The organism is Sphingobacterium sp. UBA7625, from assembly GCF_002484085.1.
Lineage (GTDB): Bacteria > Bacteroidota > Bacteroidia > Sphingobacteriales > Sphingobacteriaceae > Sphingobacterium > Sphingobacterium athyrii.
The window spans coordinates 1-20,986 of sequence record NZ_DLJD01000051.1; the positions used below are offsets into that span (position 1 = coordinate 1).

The window sequence follows — 20,986 nt, forward strand, 5'->3', positions numbered from 1 at the left end:
GCTGTCTTTTTGAGACAGCCTCGTTTTGCATTTAAAAATCCCTAGCTTTGCAAAAACAAGCGCGAAATGATTAAGTTTGATGAATTAAAAGTAGGAGATATTCCAGCCATTGTAACAATGATGGAAGCATTTTATGCCATCGATGGGTACGATATCGACCGCAAGACAACGATTGACAATTTTGATCTTTTCGTTAATGACCCTCAACTTGGACAAGCTTGGTTGATTCGCAAAGGAGAAGATATTTTGGGTTATATGATCGTCGCTTATTTCTTCAGTTTTGAATTCAAAGGAAGAGTCGGGCTTCTCGATGAACTTTTTGTGGGCGAAAAAGCCAGGGGGATGGGGCTTGGAAAATTAGCCGTCGATTTTGTAACTTCCTACCTGGAATCGAAGAATTGTAAAATGATCTTGCTGGAAGTCGAGGAACATAACGAGCGGGCCATTCATCTGTATAAGAAAAATGGTTTTGCTTTTCACCCGCGCAAATTTATGCGTAAACACATCAATTAGAGAAATTTCATAAACTGAATGGAGTACGAAATCATTAGACTTTCAAATGGAATCCGTGTGGTATTCCAATATCAAAATTTGCCGGTAACCCATGTGTGCATGGTCATCAATGCGGGCTCCAGGGACGAATCGGAGGGTAAATTCGGGGTTGCGCATTTTATTGAACATCTTTTATTTAAACGAACTGAGAAACGCTCAACGCAGCAGATTATCGATCATCTGGAGTCTGTCGGTGGTGACCTGAATGCTTACACCACAAAAGAATATACCTGTGTCCATGCATCTGTACTACAGCCGTATCTCAACCGGGCACTGGATCTATTTGAAGATATTTTCTTTCATTCTACTTTTCCCGAAGTGGAAATGGATAAAGAAAAATCAGTTATCGTTGATGAAATGGCTTCTTATCTGGATAGCCCGGAAGAATCCATCGTCGATGATTTTGAGGATCTCGTGTTTAAAGACTCTGGTTTAGGGCACAATATATTAGGACTTGAAGATCAGCTTTTAGCCTTGCAGAAGAATGATATTACAGACTTTATGCGCTCAAACTACGATACGCATGAGATGGTGATCGGTATTACAGGTAATTACAGTCTAAAAGAGGTCGAGAAGTTGGTGCATAAGGTCTTTGGAGGGATAGGACAACATGCAATTTCACGTTCCAGAAATGATGTAAAACCAATTACTGCGCAGCATCTTGAAGTCCCCAAGCCCATTAATCAGGTGCATTATATGCTCGGGTCATTGGCTTACGACTACCGTGATGAGCGCAAAACGGGCCTGTTGCTTTTGAATAATATGTTGGGAGGGATGGGAATGGGGTCGATCCTCAACCTTTCTATTCGGGAAAAATACGGGATTGCCTATACCATCGAATCCAATTACACGATCTTTTCAGATACAGGATTATTTAGCATCTATCTGGGGACCGATGAGGAAAAGGTGGAAAAAGCTAAAAAGCTCGTATTTAAAGAGCTAAATAAAATGTGTGAGCAGCCACTTTCCGAAATCAAATTGAAGAAAGCAAAGCAGAAATTTATTGGCCAAATTGCCCTGACGGAAGAAAATAGAATGAGCATGATTATTTCGGCGGCGAAGAATGTGATGGATTATGACCGTGTTATCTTATTGAATGAGGTAATCGAGAAAATACAACATTTAGATCGCACAAATCTTTTGGCGATTGCACAAGACGTGTTTGATCCCCGGAAGATGCTGTCGTTGAGTTTTGTTCCGGAAGATTAATATTTGATAGAATTCTATATATTTGCGGTTACAGTAATTCTTAAATATGAAACCGAGCTTGCGAGCTCTCATCAGCCATTAAAGAAAAATATAACAGATGAAAACAGCATATGTATTTCCTGGTCAAGGAGCCCAATTTGTTGGGATGGGGCAAGACCTGTATAATTTAAATGAAGAAACAAAAGCTTTATTCGAGAAAGCAAATGATATTTTGGGATTTCGTATCACGGATATTATGTTTTCCGGTACGGATGAAGAATTGAAACAGACCAATGTAACGCAACCTGCGATTTTTTTGCATTCTGTTATTTTGGCGAAAGCATTAGGCGACTCTTTCCAGCCAGACATGGTCGCAGGACATTCCTTGGGTGAGTTTTCGGCATTGGTGGCAGCTGGTGCTTTAAGTTTCGAAGATGGATTGAAATTGGTATCCCAGCGTGCAAATGCCATGCAAAAAGCTTGTGAATTGCAACCTTCAACAATGGCTGCAATTTTAGGATTGGAAGACGCCATCGTAGAAGAGATTTGTGCTAAAGTGGATGATGTTGTTGTTGCTGCGAACTACAATTGTCCGGGACAATTGGTGATCTCAGGATCAATCGAAGGTGTCGATAAAGCCTGTGCCTTATTGACTGAGGCTGGAGCGAAGAGAGCATTAAAATTAAATGTTGGTGGTGCATTCCACTCTCCCTTGATGGAATCCGCTAAAGTGGAATTGCAAGCAGCGATTGAAGCTACGGATATTCTATCTCCGAGATGTCCAATTTATCAGAATATTGATGCGCAGCCACAAACGGAACCTGCTATTATTAAGCAAAATTTGATCGCACAGTTGACTGGGGCTGTTCGTTGGACACAGACTGTACAAAATATGCTCGCGGATGGTGCCACAGCATTTGTGGAAGTTGGTCCGGGAAATGTCTTGCAAGGTTTAGTAAAAAAAGTAGATCGTCAGGTATCAACTTCAGCAGCTTCTGTAACAGCTTAATAATTTGTCGTAACTAAAAATTTAAAGGGGCAGTTCACCAACTGGCCCTTTTTTTATATTTAAAAGCCAACAGCACTTTTTTGATAAAATGTAGATTAAAGGAACATCAATAGCTGACTTTTAACGGTGCTCGTACGGTTCTTCTTCGGTGATTGTACGGTGCTGGTTCGGTCATGAGCGTATAAGATCCGTGTTATGTCCGATTAATATTCGTCTCTTAACCAGGTATTAGCAGAACTTAATAAGGTATTGTGGGGCTATTTGTCCTTAAACATGCTATAGTGATCTTTCATGACTTGTAGAACGAAATCATTCGGGGTCATCTTTTCGGGATGTTTAACCTCCATAATTGTTTCTAAACGCTGAACCAGGGCGGTCAGTATGCCTACATCCCGTCTGTCAAATGCAGTTTGATAAACATCTTTGATCACATTGGCGTCTTTGTCGCTTAACTTGATGACCTGAGGAAACAAAATAGGATGATTTTCAAAAGTTTCCTCATAGATGGTATCGCTGAGCTTCAGACCGGGTTTCAAACTAATGACAGATGTTTCTCCGGCAATATCCCCAATACGCTGACCATGTTTGGAGAGGACAATTGAGGTAATTGCAATACCGCCCATTGTCATCCATATATCGACGATTGATAAGGTCCAGCGGGATAGGTATTGATAAAAATCAGCGCGTGAACCATCAAGCTTCACCACTTTAATTTTCATAATCTTTTTACCGATAGTTTGTCCGCCGAATGCTGTTTCAGTAATTAAGGTATAAAAAAATGCGGGTAATGTCATTCCCATTATAATACCATAGAAAAGATAGGGGTCGCTGCTTGTGATATTTAATGCATCCAACAGAAACATACAAAAGAAAAAGTAACAGACAATAATAAAGTAATCAATGGCAAATGCGATCATCCTTGAACCTAGGCTAGCAAGATTATACTGGATTTTTACATTTTGTGCTGTGTTTATCTCAAGCTTATTCATATATTTGGTTTAGCCAGTTAAAAAAATTAATGAGAGAAGCATCATTTGTAGAACGAAATAAAGAAAAATGGACGTTAATTGAAAATAATTTGTCAATTAACATACAGGTAGACCCAGATGAATTGGCATCGAACTATATTGAGCTAACAAATGATCTGGCTTATGCGCAGACATTTTATCCCAATAGTAAGGTACGAAATTATTTAAATGAACTTGCTGTAACTGCACATCAAAAAATCTATAAGGATCGAAAAGCCTCCAATAGTAAATTCAAGTCTTTTATCAACGAGGAGATTCCACAGGCAATTTGGTCAATTCGTAGGCAGCTTTTTTATTCCCTATTGATTTTTGTTCTTGCATCAGCGATTGGCTTCCTTTCGGCGATGTACGATATAGATTTTATTCGGCTTATTTTGGGAGATTTTTATGTAGATTCCACCATAGAGAGTATTAAAGCTGGCGATCCTGCGGCAGTTTATGGTAAAGGAAGTAATTTTGGATCAGCGATCTGGATTACAATCAATAATGTCCGTGTAGCTTTTATGGCTTTTGCTTTTGGGCTATTTTTGAGCATTGGTACGGGCTATATATTGTTTAGCAATGGCATTATGTTGGGCGCTTTCCACCAGATGTTTTTTCAATACGGTGTGATGGGAAAGGCTATGTCGGCGATCTGGATCCATGGCACGATTGAAATTTCTGTGATTATTGTCGCTGGAGGATGTGGGCTTGCAATCGGAAATAGCATTTTGTTTCCCAAATCTTATACCCGGATGGCTTCTTTTGTTCAGACAGCAAAGACAGCCATGAAAGTATTGGTCAGTACGGTACCATTTTTTATCGTCGCTGGTACATTAGAAGGTTTTGTAACAAGATATTATAATGTATCTGTTTGGCTCAGTCTATTCATCATACTCCTATCATTGCTGGCAATACTATTTTTTTATGTTATTAACCCCTATCGATTAGCAAAACGATTTCAATGGAAGTAGATTTTGAATTTCAGAAAGAACGAAAGATAGGCGATTTTGTCCAGAGCTTTATTGATCTTTTTAAATTGATCTATAAACATTTTGTGACGACCATATTTGGGTTGTCTGCATTACCCCTAGCAGCAATAGCATTGGTATACTATTTCCTTTCTACAAAAATTACGTTCTCTGCGCAGAGTAGTTCATTTGAAGATATTGATGGATTTACCTGGGCGGCATTATTGATCATGGCCCTCATTGCGCTGGGATTATACGTATATGGAATTTCTATCGAATACTTTATTCTGCTGAAAGAACGTAAAAACACATTGTTCACAGGAAAGGAGGTCCTACGAAATTTTAGGACAAATATAGGCAAGTATTTTATGTTCTTATTTGCGATGATCTTGGCTTTGATCGTTGTTTTTATACCTCTCGCCATCGTTGCGGTAATCTCGGCATTTATCCCGTTTATCGGAAGCTTTGCAATTGGTATATTAATGTCAATGGTAGGAATTTGGTTATTTAGTTCGTTTTTATTTTATCGTGAAGGTTATTCAGATTTGGGGAGCTGTTTTACAGATGCTTATGTTATGCTGAGCAAAAAAATGATCCAATATGGTGTAGCGGCATATATCGTCAATTTTATTTTCCAGATGGCTGTTATGATGATCTCTGTAATTCCTTTAATAATTGTTTCGCTGATATCTTACAATTTTTTGGGGATGGAAGCTGCATTCTTTGATTCATCCTGGGGTAAATTACTGATGACTTTGGGCGGGATGTTTATTACCCTATTTACATTATTTTTATATATGTCCGGTGTCTTGGCCAACGGCATAATTTACGAAACGGCCAAGGATCTCAAATTCGGGGAACGCATTTACGGGATGATTGATCAGATTGGAGGTGGAAATGAATAGGCTACTATTCTTTTTTTCCTTTGTATACATGCTTTCATTAAGCGCCTGTGACCCCAAACCACAGACTGAGGATTCGGAAACGTATACAGCAGACTCGGTGGCTGTGGATTCTGCCGCCCTCACCATAGATTCTGCTACGGTGGATTCCGTTACCATGGCTAAAGCAGCGGATAGTAAAGATGACCTTTGGGATCCGCATTTATTTGATTCTATTCCTAAATATAGCCAAGAACGTGCTTTTAAGATGGATCCCTATCCGGAAATTATCAGGCGATATGAGCGTGATGATTTTGTGTATTCTGAGAATATCAAAGATAAAATAAGTGTATTGCAACGTATCTTACAACGTATTTCGGAATGGCTTGGGGATATCATGCCGGATAATCCGTATAAATTTAACAAAGAATTTGGTTATGTATTTGCCTTCTTGGCGTTAATAGCACTGGCTTTTGTACTCTATAAGGTATTATACAATAAAAACCAGTATTTCATTAAACATGAGCAGGAAGCAGACGATTTGGATACATTGGCATATGTGGAAAGAAATTTGATGAACAGTGATCTCAGTCAGTATATTAGGGATGCTGTCGCGCAAAAAAATTATGCACTGGGAATTCGTTACCTACAATTATTGAATATTCAAAAGCTGGCACAAGCAGGTTATATCAAATGGAAGCATAGTAAAACAAATGCAGAATTTGCGAATGAGGTCCAAGATAAGAATTTGCGTGCGGGCTTCGAGGAATGTACCCGGGTATTTGACTACGTTTGGTTTGGACAATTTGAATTAAAAGAGTCCGACTTTAGTCATTATGAACAACTGTTTAACCAATATCAAAATCAAATTAAATGAAAGGGTCAGTAAAATTTGGATTGATATTGCTGGGAGCTGTTTTGCTACTGATTGGCGTCATCGATATGACGAGTAAGAAACCGATTATTTGGGATCGAACTTTCGATGCAAAAGATAAAAATCCTTTTGGAGCCTATGTGCTCCGGCAAGAATTAAAGCATATAATTGATCAGCGCAATGTCGATGTCAAGCGCCCGCTCTATGAATACCTGGATAGTACGCAGGCAACTGCAATGAATCTGCTGTTTTATACCTCGTATTTTTCCTTGGGTGAAGCCGCGGGTAATAAGTTACTTGACTATGTGTCCCAAGGGGGAAAAGCAATGATTATTGCGGAAACAATTGACTATACTCTTTTGGATTCCCTAAACATAAAAGTGAAGGATTTTTATGGCTACAAGAAAGGTGTTGATATTAAAAGTCATTTAAGAGTGAAGCTGACCAACGATAATACTAAAATTCATTATGCTAAATCGGATTTAAGTGAGGTTTTTAGTAAATTGCCAAAAAATGCGACTATTCTAGGGGGAATCACTTATCAAGATTATTTATTACCTAATTTCGTCGAAGTGAGGGTTGGTAAAGGTCGGCTTTACCTACATTTGACCCCCGATTTATTTGGCAATTATTATTTACTGAATTCAGCTTCTCAATATGCTTATGCTGCCAAAGCATTGTCATACTTAAACGATAAACCGATTGCTTGGTATGATTTCAAGGCGAATATAGATCAATATCGCACTCCATTGCGGGTTTTATTGACCAATGAGGGGTTACGGCAAGCTTGGTATGTGCTATTGGGGGGACTTATTCTTTTACTTGTGTTTAAGAGTAAAAGAGAACAGCGTGCGGTGGCGATTGTCAAACCGGAGCCGAATCTTTCCAAAGAATTTTGTGAAACAATTGCGACCTTATATTATGAAAACGGCACGCCGGGCAATATGGTTGATAAAAAAATAGATTATTTCCTGCACGACCTTCGGAGCCGTTTTCATATGGATACACTGGAGTTAAGAGAAAATGGGTTCTGTGAAGAATTGGCTGAGCGGTCAGGTGTTCCACTTACTGAAACACAACAGCTCATTGGGTTAATAATTCGAATGCAGGGAACACAAGTGCACGACTTGACCGAATTAAGACAGATCAATGAAATTATAGAAGATTTTAAACATAAAGCAAAAATGATATGAGTGACTTCGATAAATATATATCTTTTGAAAACCGAATTGATATATCGGGTTTATATGAAAAAATGACTCAGGTAAAGTCGGAGGTAAAAAAAGTTATTGTAGGACAGGATCAATTGATTGATATGTTATTGATTTCGATTTTGGCATCCGGACACTCTTTAATAGAAGGATTACCGGGCGTCGCGAAGACTTTATCTGCAAAATTAATTGCCAAGACAATCAGTAGTGACTTTAAACGGATTCAGTTCACCCCAGATTTGATGCCTTCAGACGTGACCGGGTCATCTATTCTGGATCTAAAGAGCAATGAATTTGAATTTCGCAAAGGGCCGATTTTCGCTAATATTGTTTTGATTGACGAGATCAACCGTGCTCCTGCGAAAACGCAGGCCGCGCTTTTTGAAAGTATGGCAGAGCATCAGGTTTCGGTCGATGGAAATACCTATCTCTTGCCTGTTCCATTTATAGTTTTCGCTACGCAAAATCCCATCGAGCATGAAGGAACTTATCGTTTGCCTGAGGCACAGTTGGACCGTTTCCTTTTTAAGATCAATGTGGATTATCCGGAACTTGAGCACGAATTGGAAATTTTGAAGGAGCATCATGCACAAAAAGCATCAAACAAAGAGGATCAAGTTGGCAGTGTGGTTTCGGCGGAAGAGATTTTCTCTTTTCAGCGTCTGATCAAATCAATTTTTGTACATGACGAACTGTTAAATTATATTGCTCAGGTGATCATAAAAACACGTACCAATCCGAGCTTAACTTTGGGGGCTTCGCCGAGGGCTTCTATTGCGCTGCTGGAGTCGTCCAAAGCATCTGCGGCGTTGAGCGGACGAGATTTTGTGACGCCCGAGGATATTCGAAGAGTGGCTGCTGCGGTATTAGGTCATCGGGTCATGTTGACTCCTGAGCGAGAAATGGAAGGCTTTACAACGGCTTATGTTATAGATCAAATCATTAATTCGGTGGAAATTCCAAGATAATGGGGAAAATAAAGCAGCTCTTTTTGACCAATCAGTTTTTCTATTCCTTGTTGGGAATAGCGACGTTCTTTGCAATTTCTTTTTTTATGAAGGGATTGTTTACTGTTGCATGGATTGTGTTTTGGCTGTGGCTGGCGGTATTGATTTTTGATTTCATTGTATTATTCTCAGGCAAAGGACGTGTCGAAATCACAAGGATATATCCTGAGAAATTATCCAACGGCGATGAAAATCCGATGAAATTAATGATCAATTCCTTTTACCCGTTTCCTACTTCCATCGAAATCTTGGAAGAATTTCCGATACAGTTGCAGATACGGAACAATGAATATTTTACCCGTTTGTCCGCATATCAAAGCACTGAAATTTCTTATTTGATGCGACCAACGCAAAGAGGTATATATGAGTTTGGCAGATGTATCGCACTGGTGAAGCGGTTTGGGTTCTTTAAAAGAAGGTTTTTGACCAATCAGGCGCAGCAGATCCCCTGTTATCCGTCATATATTCAATTAAGGAAGTATCAGCTTTTGGCGACGAGCAATAGACTTAATGAATTAGGAATAAAACGTATCCGTCGCATTGGCTCGGCCATGGAGTTTGATCACGTCAGGGAATATGTTCAGGGGGATGATTATCGACACATGAACTGGAAGGCTACAGCGAAGATCAAAAAATTAATGGTCAATCAATATGAAGAGGAAAAATCACAACCGATCTATTCATTTATAGATTTGGGGCGGGCTATGCGAATGCCTTTTGATGGTCTCACATTACTGGATTATGCAATCAATGCATCATTGGTTCTTTCAAATGCGACAATATTAAAGCAGGACCGTGCTGGATTGTTGACTTTTTCGAAAGAGGTGAATGTGTTTATACCTGCCGAAAAGAGAAATAACCAAATGCTCAAGATTTCGGAAGCACTATATCAAGTGACCACAAACTTTGAGGAACCTGAATATGGCAAACTCTATAGTTATGCAAAAGCGCATATCAATAAGCGCTCGCTAATCTTTCTCTATACAAATTTTGAGACATTAGACTCTTTAAGAAGGCAGATGAATTACCTTTCTATGTTAAACCGGAGTCATATCATTGTTGTCATTGTCTTCAAAAATGTTGAAGTAGAAGATTTAGCCAAAAGTGCTCCGAAAAAGACCATCGAAATCTATAACCAGATCATTGCTGAGAAATTTATCTACGAGAAACAGCTTATTGTGCAAGAGCTCATCCGCAATGGATTTCAGACAATCTATACTGCACCCGAAAATTTAACGATCAACTCAATCAATAAATATTTGGAAATAAAAGCACGCGGACTTATTTAATGATGGAAGTATCTTTGACCATGACTTTCGTCCAAAAATGCTGATATTTTTCGATCGCTTTCAGGTGGATCGGGTGTGTTTCGTATACAGTGATATCTTTAAGGTCCTTGAATGTGACAATCAATGTATAGTCAAAGCTATTATCAACGACTGCTCGCGCATTTGTCGGTGCTGGAATGCCATAATTGAGCGTTTTGATCGTATCAATTTTGCGGAGTTCTTCAAAGAAACCGACAAAATCCTTTTTATCTTTTTCACTGATATCTTCCTTCAGCCAAAAATTAACAACATGAATAATTGTGCTGGGGTGCAGGTCATTATCTGACTGCGCCGGATTTGCCCATGTGGGTGCGGTGACGAGCACCATAGGTGCAAGTAAAAAATTGCGTCTTTTCATTGATGATACGGTTTAGAACCATTAAGGTACAAAAAAAGAGATACATTTCTTGCATCCCTTTTTTTATTTTAGTAGCTAGTCCTTATAGACCGAACTCTTCTTTTACTTTTTCGATGTAGTCCAATTTTTCCCAAGTGAATAATTCGACCTCGATTTGTTTCTTTTCTCCAGTGGAACTTTCAAATTCTTTCGTTACTTTTCTTGGAGTTCGTCCCATGTGACCATATGCTGCAGTCTCGGAATAGATTGGATTTCTTAAACCAAGACGAGTCTCGATACCATAAGGAGTCATATCAAATAGATGCGCTATTTTATCAGCAATCTGACCATCTGTGAGATTTACTTTGCTTGTGCCATAGGTGTTCACATAAATACCCATTGGGTCTTTTACGCCAATTGCGTAGGAGATCTGAACAAGGATTTCGTCCGCTACACCTGCCGCAACTAGGTTTTTGGCAATATGACGGGTCGCATATGCTGCTGAGCGATCCACTTTTGACGGATCTTTTCCTGAAAAGGCACCGCCACCATGGGCACCTTTGCCTCCGTACGTATCAACAATGATCTTCCGGCCAGTAAGCCCTGTATCGCCATGTGGCCCCCCGATAACAAACTTACCTGTGGGATTGATATGGAATTTAATCTCATCATTGAATAACAGCTGAAGCTCTGGCTTCAATTGTGCTTTTACGCGAGGAATTAAGATTGTTTTGATATCCTGCGTAATCTTGTCCAACATGACCGGTTCGGTGTCGAAGTCATCATGCTGTGTAGAAATTACAATGGTGTCAATTCTTTTTGGTTTGTGGTCATCACCATATTCCAAGGTTACTTGTGACTTGGCATCCGGACGTAAATACTGTATTTCATTGTTTTCCCGACGCAGCTCTGCTAGCTCATATAAAAGGCGGTGGGAAAGATCCAAGGCTAAGGGCATGAAGTTGTCCGTTTCATTGTTGGCATAACCAAACATGATGCCTTGATCACCAGCTCCCTGCTCTTGTCTTGTTTTGCGGTCCACACCCTGATTGATATCTGCAGATTGCTCATGGATTGCAGATAACACACCACAAGAATTTGCTTCAAACATATATTCAGACTTTGTGTAGCCAATTTTTTGGATAACAGAGCGGGCTATTTTCTGCACATCTAAGTAGATGTTCGATTTAACTTCACCAGCGAGAACGACCTGTCCAGTCGTTACCAAAGTCTCAATAGCAACACGTGAATCTTCATCCCATGCTAAAAAATTGTCTATTAATGCATCTGAAATTTGGTCCGCTACTTTGTCCGGATGCCCTTCAGAAACAGATTCTGACGTAAATAAATAAGCCATGCCTTACGTAATTTTAATATTGGATTTGCGCTAGAAATGAAATAACAGCAAAGTGATAAGAGCCGTGATAGCGAAGGGTTTTTAGCACTTTTTTACTGTGGTTGCAATCTCCTTGTCGTTGCTTTGTGTAGGCAACAGCACGCAAATCAGTCCACATTCTATTTTTTGTTGCGACAAAGCTACGATACTTTGTGGGATATTTAAAATCAAATTTGTCTTTTAATTTTAAAAGACTTAAAAAGCGACGCTAAAACGGTACAAAGATTACATTATTTTAAGAAATTGGTAATTTCCGTTATCTTTGGATATGTCAGAACGTAAACAAATATTGTTTGTTATTAACCCTATTTCAGGAGGAAAACGTAAAACGTCCTTTAAAAAGCAGGTATTGGATGTGCTGGATTTGCAGAAATTTGATCCTACATTTCAGCAAACTGCAAGACCCAACCACGCTTATGAAATCGGTTTGCAGGCCGTTCAGGAAGGATACGATGCGGTGATCGCAGTGGGTGGAGATGGAACGATCAACGAGCTGGGGTCTGCTTTAGTCGGTTCAGGCATACCCTTGGGTATTATTCCGGAAGGATCTGGTAATGGTCTGGCACTCTACTTAGGTATCCCGATGAATGAAGCTGCGGCTATCCGCCGTATAAACCGTTTTGAATCTATAGAAGTTGATTGTGGTGTTATCAATGACCGACGTTTTTTTAATATAGCGGGACTCGGATTTGATGCATCGGTGAGTGAAAATTTTGCCAACGAAAATATCCGCGGTCCATTGGGCTATATGAAATCTGTTTTTAATGTGCTGAGCAAATACCAGCCAGCGCATTATAAATTAACGATAGATGGAAAAGTCTACGAACGACAGGCCTTTATGATCAGTGTCGCCAACTCACCCCAATATGGGAATAATGCTTATATCGCGCCACAAGCTTCGGTCAACGACGGCATATTGGATGTTTGTATCGTGCATAAGTTCCCTTTATATATCTTACCAAAAATGATTTTTCACCTATTTAATAAATCCGCGGATCAGTCAAGTTATGTGGAGATCATCCCAGGTAAGAATATTGAAATTGAGGTAGATGCGGTGTCACCGGTGCATGTGGATGGAGAACCCCTAGAACTTGGTGATAAGCTAAATATTTCCATTATGCCAAAGGCGATAAAAATTATTTGTTAAAATCATGAGTAAAAATAAGAAACAGTCTTACGAAGGCGTTGTATATTCAACGGATGATAGTTTTAACTACCAGCTTGCCGATCTTTTTCAGGAAGCGGAGACATTACCTGTCAACCAGCAGAACCTTAAAGTGCAGCTTGACCGCAAAATGCGGAAGGGCAAAGTTGTTACCCTGGTCACGGGTTTTATAGGACAAGCGGAAGATCTGGAGGCCTTGGGTAAATTACTGAAACAAAAATGTGGAGTGGGAGGCACGGTGAAAGACGGGGAAATTGTTATTCAGGGTGAATTTAAGCAAAAGATCTATGATTTGTTACTTAAGGAAGGGTATCGGGTGAAATTAGTTGGTGGTTAAACAACTATATCTGTGTGAATTATAGCAAATCTAATGGGTTGTTTATTAGGTGAATATGACAAAGAATAAACAGAGTTATTTATCAGAAAACATGAGTAATCACTTACTTTTTGTCGCTTAAAATCCTCGTTTTTCTTGCATATCAAAAAAAAAATGGTTTTCATTGTAAAATAATTATTGCTAATAAGCGATTTAGCTGATGGTAATAAGGATTATATACGGGAACTGCTGAGAAAAATGACACCATTGGTTGGTGTATTCAGTTTGAAAAAACAAATTTGATTTTTTTTATATATTTGAGATGAATATTTTAAATTTGACATTAAATATTAAATTTGCTTTGCAAAATTGACTTCAAAAGCGAATAAGAGTGCATATAATTTAAACAACATTATATATTTAAACAACAGTAAAAAACTAAAAATTAGAAAAATGGCAAACGCACCTAAAACTGCTGCAAAACAAGAGAGCAACAACGGAGGATCTTTCTTTGCTCAAGCTGCAATCATCATCTGTTTCATCGTGGGTTTCTGTGTATGGAAATTTGTGATGGGAAATCCGACTAACTTCGTTGACAACAACCCTGAAAATCAGCCTAATCCAGGAAACTATTTAGGAATGGTTTACCATGCTGGGGCTATCGTACCTGTTTTGCTTGGTTTATTCTTAATGGTTTGGGTTTTCTCCGTAGAACGTTTTATCGTTATCAACAAAGCTTCTGGTACTGGAAACGTTGGAAACTTTGTAAGAAAAATTCAATCTTTGATTAATGGTGGAAACATCGATTCAGCTATCGCTGAGTGTGACAAGCAAAAAGGTTCAGTTGCAAACGTAGTTAAAGCGGGTTTATTGAAATACAAAGCCGTATCAGCTGACGTTAACGTTGACACTGAAAAAGCGACTATCGCAATTCAAAAAGAAATCGAAGAAACTACAGCATTAGAAATGCCAATGTTAGAGAAAAACTTAAACGTAATCGCAACATTAGTTTCTATCGGTACATTATGTGGTCTATTAGGTACAGTAACAGGTATGATCAAAGCCTTCTCGGCGTTGGCAACCGGTGGTGCTCCAGATTCAGCTAAATTAGCAAACGGTATCTCTGAGGCCTTGATCAATACAGCAACAGGTATCGCGACTTCAACATTCGCTATCGTATTGTATAACATCTTTACTGCAAAAATCGATAAATTAACTTACTCTATCGACGAAGCTGGTTTCTCAATCGTACAAACATACGCTGCAAACCACAAATAAGAACTGTGATGAAAGTTTTTGATTTTATTTTATGGAAATCAAAAATCTAAAGCATCATAGGATAGAAGATTGAGTTTAATTAATTTAAAAAGAAGAATTTAAAATGGGTAAAGCAAAAGTAAAAAGAGCCAGTACGTCTATCGACATGACAGCGATGTGTGACGTATCGTTCTTGCTGCTTACGTTCTTCGTATTAACGGCGACAGCGCGCCAACCGGAAGCATTGACGGTGGATACCCCAGCATCAACTACGAAAGATAAATTACCTGACTCTAATGTAGGTATGATTACGATCGGTGATGGTGGAAAAGTTTTCTTCGGAACGACGGATCAACAGGTTCGCGTAAAAGCACTAGAAAGAATGTCTGCAAAATACGGCATTGGCTTTTCGCAAGAGGACTACGATCATTTCAAACTGATGGAGAACTTTGGTGTACCAATGTCTAAGTTGAAAGGATTATTGGCTCTGGAAGGCAGCAAGCGCACTGAAAAAGGTGTACAAACAGGTATTCCGATTGACAGTACAGAAAATACCTCTAACGAGTTGTACTACTGGGTGCAAAACACACGTTTAGCTGCAGAGGAAGTAAATAAAGAAAAGGAATCATCCGACAAGAACTTTGTTCACCCGGGCCCTTTGAAGATTGCTATCAAAGCTGATGCAAATGAAAAATATCCTTCTGTAAACCAGGTGATCGAAACATTGCGTAATCAAAAGCAAAATAAATTTAGTTTCATCACTGGCATGCGTGCTGAGGAAAAATAATTGACGATTTAATAAGAACAAAAAATGGCAGAATTAAATCAGGATAGTGGTAAAAAAGGCAAAGGCGGGAAAGTTCGGTCCAAGAAAAATGGTGGTAAGGTCGATCTTACAGCCATGGTGGATTTGGCCTTCCTATTGATTACCTTTTTCATGTTGACCACATCTTTAAATAAACCACAAGCGATGGACGTGGCGATGCCAGATAAAAATAAAGTTAAGGATGAGCCTCAGCCGGATTTATTGACAGCTGACAACCGTTCATTGACAGTTTTATTGGGATCTGATAACAAAGTCTCTGTGATTTACGGACAAGTAAAAAATCCGATCGAAGGACCAACGACTGTTGGTTACGGAGCTGATGGTATTCGCAAGGTATTGCTGGAGAAAAAAGCCTATGTACCACGCGTTGCTGGCGGTAAGGATTTGATCGTTATCATTAGACCGAGTGATAAAAGCACGCAACGTAACCTAGTTGATATTCTTGACGAAATGAAAATCGTTGATGTCAAACGTTACATGATTGCTAAAATCAGTCCAGAAGAAGTGGAGGTTTTAAAACGTGATAATATCTACAATGATTAATCATTTTTAGATAGCACGATAAAGTATAAAAATATGATAGGGTCAAAATTAGATATTTTTAAGAAAGAATGGCTTGAGGTCGTTTTTCAGGGACGTAACAAAGAATACGGAGCGTATGAGCTGCGTAAACTTGCCCCTAAAGCGACTAATAGAGGATTGCTTGTCGTTATCGGCGTAGTCGTTCTTGCCAGCCTTCTTCGTCTTTTCGGAGATAAAATTTTTCCGAAGAAACCTGTTGAAGCACCTCCTGCAGTAACAGAAGTTACCTTGGAAGACCTTGAAGAGATCAAACCACCAGAACCACCAGAAGAGGAGCCCCTTCCACAAGAACCGGAAGAGAAACCTCAGCAAGTGGCTATGGATGTGCCAAAAGAGGATTTGATTCGTTTTCCTGAACCAAAAGTAGCTCCCGCAAATAAAGTTGTGGAAGAAGTTGCTTCTCAGGAAGAGTTGAAAGATCCAAACAAAACTCCGGCACGCATCACTTTGAAAGGTAGTCCTACAGGTACTTCGGTAGCACGTGGTGAGTTTGGTTCAAAGAAACAAGATGGTGGAATCACTGGTGTTTCAAAAGGAGATCCAAACGGTGATCCAAATGGAGATAAAATCTTTACGGCGGTAGAGGTGAATCCAGAACCAATTGGAGGTATGAAAGCGTTTATGTCATGGATTTCTTCTAACTATGATTATCCGCAAGCGGCATTAGAAAATGGAATCAACGGTGTTGTGGAAGTTTCTTTCGTCGTGGAAAGAGATGGTAGCTTGACAGATATCAACGTAAAACGCGATTTGAAATATGGTACGGGAGATGCAGCTGTTAAGTTGTTGAAAAAAGCTAAAAAATGGAAACCAGGTATTCAAAATGGTCGTCCGGTTCGTGTAGCTTACACCCTGCCAATTCGTTTGAATACTATTCAAAATTAGAATGACAGATTTTAATTCGAATAATAATTCTAATTATAGACAGAAATCGCCTTTAAAGCGATTTCTGTCTATTTTAGGACTATTTATGTTTGGTTTTTATTTTGTTTTGGGCCTACTGATTATTTTTTGGGATAATTTTCCCATTGAGATTAATCCGACATACAAAACAGTCTTTGGCGTTGTATTGATCCTCTATTCTTTTATGCGGTTTGTACGACTTTGGCAAAACAATTTTAATTAGCGGCTGGCGCTCTTTTTAATTTCAATTAACTCTCTTCAAAAATTAAACTATTCTTTTATTTTAATTGTCTAATTATATGATGTATCGTATGAGAAAATATAGTGTAATTCTTGTAATGCTTGGACTTTGTGCAGGATTATTTCAATCTTGCAAAGACAGGACTAAGGAGAAAAAGGAGAGTGATATTCTAACGGGCAAACTGCCGGTGTTAGTCGATCAGACGTTATTGCCGATCATTAAAGAATCTGCTGATGTATTTGAGAGTTCTTATCCGAATTCTAGCCTTGACCTGATGGCCAGACCAGAAATCAAAACGGTCAATGCTTTGCTGGCGGATTCTGCTTATGTGGTCGTATTGACTAGAAAGCTCACCGCTCAGGAAGATGAATACTTTAAGAAGCGTGGTATTCAGCCTAAAATTTTCCAGATGGCATCCGATGCTGTGGTATTAATCAATAATCGGAGTAGTGCTGATACTATAATGTCTCAAAAGAACGTTAAGTCTTTGTTGGAGGGTAGCGTAAGTGGCCAACGGTTGGTTTTTGATAATGCCAATTCAAGTACTTTACGTTTTTTAAAGGATTACTATAAGTTGGAGAAAATTGATCCAAAGGCTATTTCAGCGATGAAAGACAGCGAGGATGTGATGAAGTACATCAGTGAAAATGCTAATGCTGTGGGTGTTATCGGATATAATTGGTACTTGAAAGCAGTTGAAAAAAATTCGAAATTATTGGATAAAATTCGTACATTGAGCATCGAAAATGTTAGTGCGGGGGCAGACAAGGCACATTTTTATAAGCCATCACAGTCAACCATAGCCGACGGAGTGTATCCGTTCATAAGACCGGTTTACATTATGAACTATCAGCCCAACATGGGGTTGGGCCTAGGCTTCAGCGCTTTTTTGACAGGAGATCGCGGCCAGCGGATCATATTAAAAGCGGGATTAGTTCCTGCAACAATGCCCGGACGTGAGATCATTATTAGAGATGAGAGTTATATTAAATAGATAATAAATAGTACAAAAATAGATTATGACAAACAGTAAATTATTATTTAGTCTTTTATTGGCTGGGTCTGTGGGCACAGTAAGTGCACAGAGTTTGAAAGATGCTAGAGCAGCCATCGAGGCTGAAAACTATGGTAAAGCGAAAACTATTCTTCAACAATTAGTGACTAAGCAACCTAAGAATGGAGATAATTATTTCTATTTGGGTCAAGTTTATTTGGTAAACGACAGAGCAGACTCTGCCGCTGCAATTTTCAACCAAGGTTTGACTAATGATCCAAAAGCGACAATTAACAACGTAGGTTTGGGTTATGTTGACTTACTGAAAAAGGATAAAGCTAGTGCTGAATCCAAGTTTGCTTTGGCAACTGCAAAATTAGGTAAAAAAGATTACGAGCCATTATTGGAAATCGGTCGTGCATATATCAATACGCCAGAGCCAGACTATGCGAAAGCTTTGGAATATCTGACACAAGCGAAAGCAAAAAATACCAAGGATATAGCCATTCCTTTAGCTTTAGGTGATGCATACCGTGGATTGAGAGAAGGTTCGTTAGCGTATACCAGCTATGGTGACGCAATGGATATTGATCAAAATTCGGTTAAAGCCAAAGTTGGTCAGGCAATTATCGTTCGTGGCGCACAAGCCTATGACGAGGCTGTAACTCAATTGGAAGCGATTGTTGCTGAAACACCGACTTATGCACCGACTTATCGCGAGTTGGCTGAAACGTATTACCAATGGTCGAAAATGCCTGGAACGACAGACGAAAAATATGTTGAGTTGAACAAAAAAGGTGTTGAGCAATACAAAAAATATTTGGAAGTAGCGGGTGACAATACGTTGGAGGCAAAAATTCGTTATGCCGATTTCTTGGTTTATGCACGTCAATATGACGAGTTGAAAACTGTATCGGAAGAATTGGCTAAAAATCCTTCCATAGATCCAAAAATCTATCGTTATTTGGGATATATCGCTTTTCAAAAATCGAAAGATTATCAAAAAGCATTGGAATATTTGAACCAAATGTTCTCCAAAATGGAGAAAGACCGTGTGATCCCGCTAGATTATATGTACCTAGGTATGGCTGAGATTGCTACTAACAGTCCGAAACCTGCTGCTCCGGCTGCTGGTGCGGATAGTACGGCTGTAGCGGCTGCTCCAGTTTTGACTCCGGAAAACACAGCAAATATCCAAAAAGGTATTGCAAACATTAAGAAAGCGATCGAAGGAGATAAAGAGTTGTTGGGTGAAGTTGCTGAATTGGCATTTGCGAAATACCAAGAGCAAGAATTACAAACTGCAATATCTTTATTCGGACTTGTAGGTGAGTATAAAGATTCTCCTTACTACTTCGATTCGCACTATTACGCTGGTGAGGGTAGCTACCAAATTGGTTTCAAAAAAGATACTCAAGCGAAAGATGCTGAAGGAAACTATGTTAATCAAGATTTAAGAAATCAAGCTATTGCTGATTTTGGTAATGCTCAAAAGGAGCTTACAATCATTGAAACTACCGATAATAAAGAGGCACAAGATAAATACTTAGTGAATGCGTTATATTATAAAGCATTTTCAGCTTTGGGAGCGGATGATATGGCGCAGCCAAAAGGAGATTTTGTTGCTGCATTCCAAAAATTGATTGATACAATTAATCAAAGAGGTACGCAAGAGAAAAATAAAGCGTATTTGGTAGATGGTTATACTTACATTGGTCTTTTTCATTATTTGAAGCAAGATACAGTGAAAGCAAAGCAAGCTTTCCAGAAAGTATTGGAAATTGATCCTGCAAACGAGGATGTTAAAGGATACTTAGACGCTTTGAAATAAGCTTAACTGAAATCATTCTAAATTAGGCGCAGATCGTACGATCTGCGCCTTTTTTGTTTTGATTTTAGTCATGGAATCTCTATATTTAAAGACAGTTACCAATATAAATTTTGATTGAGATGGAGCACGCCAATAGTATGCCGATAGATTACATACCTATATTAATACAGCTCATTGTAGCCGTAGGTTTTGGGGTAGGTACCATTATTATTACACATCTTATAGGGCCAAAAGTCCGGACGGAAAATAAGCTCGGGGCGTTTGAGTCCGGTGTAGAAGTCGTCGGAAATGCTCGGCAGCCTTTTTCAATTAAGTATTTTCTGGTCGCGATCCTGTTTGTCATTTTTGATGTTGAGGTTATTTTCATGTATCCATGGGCCGTCAATTTTAGAGAAATGGGCTTTCAGGGCTTGATCGAGATGTTTATTTTCATGGGATTGCTCTTATTGGGCTTTATCTATGTCATTAAGAAAAAAGCTTTGAACTGGGACTAAACAGTCCTGAAACGATTGGCTACAAGGGCCGATTGTACTTAAACCTTATAAATCGTCTTTTCATGAGTGATATAAAATTGGCAGAAGCTCCTCCGGGAGTAGAAGGCGCAGGATTCTTTGCGACAAGTTTGGATAAAGCGATCGGATTGGCACGTGCAAACTCATTGTGGCCCCTGCCTTTTGCCACATCCTGCTGTGGTATCGAATTTATGGCTACGATGGGTTCTACTTACGATTTGGCTAGATTCGGTGCAGAACGGCCAAGCTTTTCTCCGCGCCAGGCAGATATGCTGTTGGTCATGGGAACTATTGCAAAGAAGATGGCTCCTGTCCTGAGACAGGTCTATGTGCAGATGGCGGAGCCCCGTTGGGTGATTGCAGTGGGGGCCTGTGCTTCCAGTGGCGGGATCTTTGATACCTATTCTGTGTTACAGGGTATTGATGAGATTATTCCTGTGGACGTTTATGTGCCCGGTTGTCCTCCTCGGCCCGAGGCTATTTTGGATGGTGTATTGCGCTTACAGGATATCGTTAAAAATGAGTCCTTAAATAGGCGAAATACACCCGAATATAGGGCGCTATTAGAAAAATACGGTATACATACAAATAAATAAAG

Annotated in this window: 22 protein-coding genes; 19 read left to right on the forward strand and 3 right to left on the reverse strand. The window is 39.3% G+C overall.

Features of this window, described 5'->3' with window-relative positions:
* Nucleotides 1–66: 66 nt before the first annotated feature.
* The 3 genes from B4G94_RS20200 (at nt 67) to fabD (ending at nt 2,749) form a co-directional block, all read left to right on the forward strand.
* Entirely contained in the window at nt 67–513 is a 447-nt protein-coding gene (locus tag B4G94_RS20200; RefSeq protein ID WP_108634579.1) for a GNAT family N-acetyltransferase, read from the forward strand.
* 18 nt (nt 514–531) lie between these two features.
* Complete coding sequence (locus B4G94_RS20205) at nt 532–1,761, forward strand: M16 family metallopeptidase (RefSeq protein WP_286861464.1); 1,230 nt, start codon at nt 532–534, stop codon at nt 1,759–1,761.
* 97 nt (nt 1,762–1,858) lie between these two features.
* A complete protein-coding gene (gene fabD, locus B4G94_RS20210; RefSeq protein WP_165309468.1) occupies nt 1,859–2,749 on the forward strand; it encodes an ACP S-malonyltransferase in 891 nt (296 codons plus the stop codon).
* A 257-nt stretch (nt 2,750–3,006) separates the two neighbouring features.
* Here fabD and B4G94_RS20215 read toward each other — a convergent pair whose 3' ends face one another.
* Complete coding sequence (locus B4G94_RS20215; RefSeq protein WP_108634582.1) at nt 3,007–3,738, reverse strand: RDD family protein; 732 nt, start codon at nt 3,736–3,738, stop codon at nt 3,007–3,009.
* A gap of 29 nt (nt 3,739–3,767) precedes the next feature.
* Here B4G94_RS20215 and B4G94_RS20220 point away from each other — a divergent pair, with 29 nt between their 5' ends.
* Genes B4G94_RS20220 through B4G94_RS20245 form a run of 6 tightly spaced genes read left to right on the forward strand, consistent with a single transcriptional unit; the run spans nt 3,768 to nt 9,989 of the window.
* The gene (locus tag B4G94_RS20220) at nt 3,768–4,730 is read left to right on the forward strand and encodes a stage II sporulation protein M (protein WP_108634583.1); all 963 of its coding nucleotides are present in this window, start codon (nt 3,768–3,770) and stop codon (nt 4,728–4,730) included.
* Nucleotides 4,721–5,632: an ABC transporter permease gene (locus B4G94_RS20225; RefSeq protein ID WP_286861468.1), complete on the forward strand. Its 912-nt coding sequence runs from the start codon at nt 4,721–4,723 to the stop codon at nt 5,630–5,632. Before B4G94_RS20220 ends, B4G94_RS20225 begins: the two co-directional genes overlap by 10 nt.
* Before the next feature lie 28 nt (nt 5,633–5,660).
* Nucleotides 5,661–6,485 carry a DUF4129 domain-containing protein gene (locus B4G94_RS20230; RefSeq protein WP_181390566.1) on the forward strand — a complete coding sequence of 275 codons (825 nt, stop codon included), beginning with the start codon at nt 5,661–5,663 and terminating at the stop codon, nt 6,483–6,485.
* The gene (locus tag B4G94_RS20235; RefSeq protein WP_286861469.1) at nt 6,482–7,675 is read left to right on the forward strand and encodes a DUF4350 domain-containing protein; all 1,194 of its coding nucleotides are present in this window, start codon (nt 6,482–6,484) and stop codon (nt 7,673–7,675) included. The genes B4G94_RS20230 and B4G94_RS20235 overlap by 4 nt, the downstream gene beginning before the upstream one ends.
* Nucleotides 7,672–8,661, forward strand: a complete 990-nt coding sequence (locus B4G94_RS20240; protein ID WP_108634587.1) for an AAA family ATPase — start codon at nt 7,672–7,674, stop codon at nt 8,659–8,661. The genes B4G94_RS20235 and B4G94_RS20240 overlap by 4 nt, the downstream gene beginning before the upstream one ends.
* Nucleotides 8,661–9,989 (forward strand): DUF58 domain-containing protein, encoded by a 1,329-nt coding sequence (locus B4G94_RS20245; RefSeq protein ID WP_108634588.1) that lies wholly within the window; start codon nt 8,661–8,663, stop codon nt 9,987–9,989. The genes B4G94_RS20240 and B4G94_RS20245 overlap by 1 nt, the downstream gene beginning before the upstream one ends.
* On the opposite strand, the gene B4G94_RS20250 is transcribed toward B4G94_RS20245, so the two are convergent.
* Together B4G94_RS20250 and metK are read right to left on the reverse strand one after the other, a co-directional pair.
* Complete coding sequence (locus B4G94_RS20250) at nt 9,982–10,386, reverse strand: Dabb family protein (protein ID WP_206531839.1); 405 nt, start codon at nt 10,384–10,386, stop codon at nt 9,982–9,984. The genes B4G94_RS20245 and B4G94_RS20250 overlap by 8 nt on opposite strands.
* 82 nt (nt 10,387–10,468) lie before the next feature.
* On the reverse strand, nt 10,469–11,722 hold the full coding sequence (gene metK, locus B4G94_RS20255; RefSeq protein ID WP_108634589.1) for a methionine adenosyltransferase: 1,254 nt from the start codon (nt 11,720–11,722) through the stop codon (nt 10,469–10,471).
* A 307-nt stretch (nt 11,723–12,029) separates the two neighbouring features.
* On the opposite strand from metK, the gene B4G94_RS20260 reads away from it, so the two are divergent.
* The 10 genes from B4G94_RS20260 to B4G94_RS20305 all read left to right on the forward strand — a co-directional run bounded on the left by B4G94_RS20260 (nt 12,030) and on the right by B4G94_RS20305 (nt 20,984).
* Nucleotides 12,030–12,908, forward strand: a complete 879-nt coding sequence (locus B4G94_RS20260; RefSeq protein ID WP_108634590.1) for a diacylglycerol/lipid kinase family protein — start codon at nt 12,030–12,032, stop codon at nt 12,906–12,908.
* A gap of 4 nt (nt 12,909–12,912) precedes the next feature.
* Entirely contained in the window at nt 12,913–13,263 is a 351-nt protein-coding gene (locus B4G94_RS20265; RefSeq protein ID WP_165309463.1) for a translation initiation factor, read from the forward strand.
* Between the two features lie 432 nt (nt 13,264–13,695).
* Nucleotides 13,696–14,520: a MotA/TolQ/ExbB proton channel family protein gene (locus B4G94_RS20270; protein ID WP_286861473.1), complete on the forward strand. Its 825-nt coding sequence runs from the start codon at nt 13,696–13,698 to the stop codon at nt 14,518–14,520.
* 103 nt (nt 14,521–14,623) lie between these two features.
* Nucleotides 14,624–15,286 carry an ExbD/TolR family protein gene (locus tag B4G94_RS20275; RefSeq protein WP_286861475.1) on the forward strand — a complete coding sequence of 221 codons (663 nt, stop codon included), beginning with the start codon at nt 14,624–14,626 and terminating at the stop codon, nt 15,284–15,286.
* Between the two features lie 24 nt (nt 15,287–15,310).
* On the forward strand, nt 15,311–15,868 hold the full coding sequence (locus tag B4G94_RS20280; RefSeq protein ID WP_286861477.1) for an ExbD/TolR family protein: 558 nt from the start codon (nt 15,311–15,313) through the stop codon (nt 15,866–15,868).
* A gap of 33 nt (nt 15,869–15,901) precedes the next feature.
* Nucleotides 15,902–16,792: a TonB family protein gene (locus B4G94_RS20285; protein WP_108634594.1), complete on the forward strand. Its 891-nt coding sequence runs from the start codon at nt 15,902–15,904 to the stop codon at nt 16,790–16,792.
* 329 nt (nt 16,793–17,121) lie between these two features.
* Entirely contained in the window at nt 17,122–18,045 is a 924-nt protein-coding gene (locus B4G94_RS20290; RefSeq protein WP_286861479.1) for a PstS family phosphate ABC transporter substrate-binding protein, read from the forward strand.
* 25 nt (nt 18,046–18,070) lie between these two features.
* Nucleotides 18,071–19,876 (forward strand): tetratricopeptide repeat protein, encoded by a 1,806-nt coding sequence (locus B4G94_RS20295; protein WP_286861482.1) that lies wholly within the window; start codon nt 18,071–18,073, stop codon nt 19,874–19,876.
* 119 nt (nt 19,877–19,995) lie between these two features.
* A complete protein-coding gene (locus B4G94_RS20300) occupies nt 19,996–20,370 on the forward strand; it encodes an NADH-quinone oxidoreductase subunit A (RefSeq protein WP_108634597.1) in 375 nt (124 codons plus the stop codon).
* A 62-nt stretch (nt 20,371–20,432) separates the two neighbouring features.
* On the forward strand, nt 20,433–20,984 hold the full coding sequence (locus B4G94_RS20305) for an NADH-quinone oxidoreductase subunit B (protein WP_104383484.1): 552 nt from the start codon (nt 20,433–20,435) through the stop codon (nt 20,982–20,984).
* Nucleotides 20,985–20,986 lie beyond the last annotated feature (2 nt).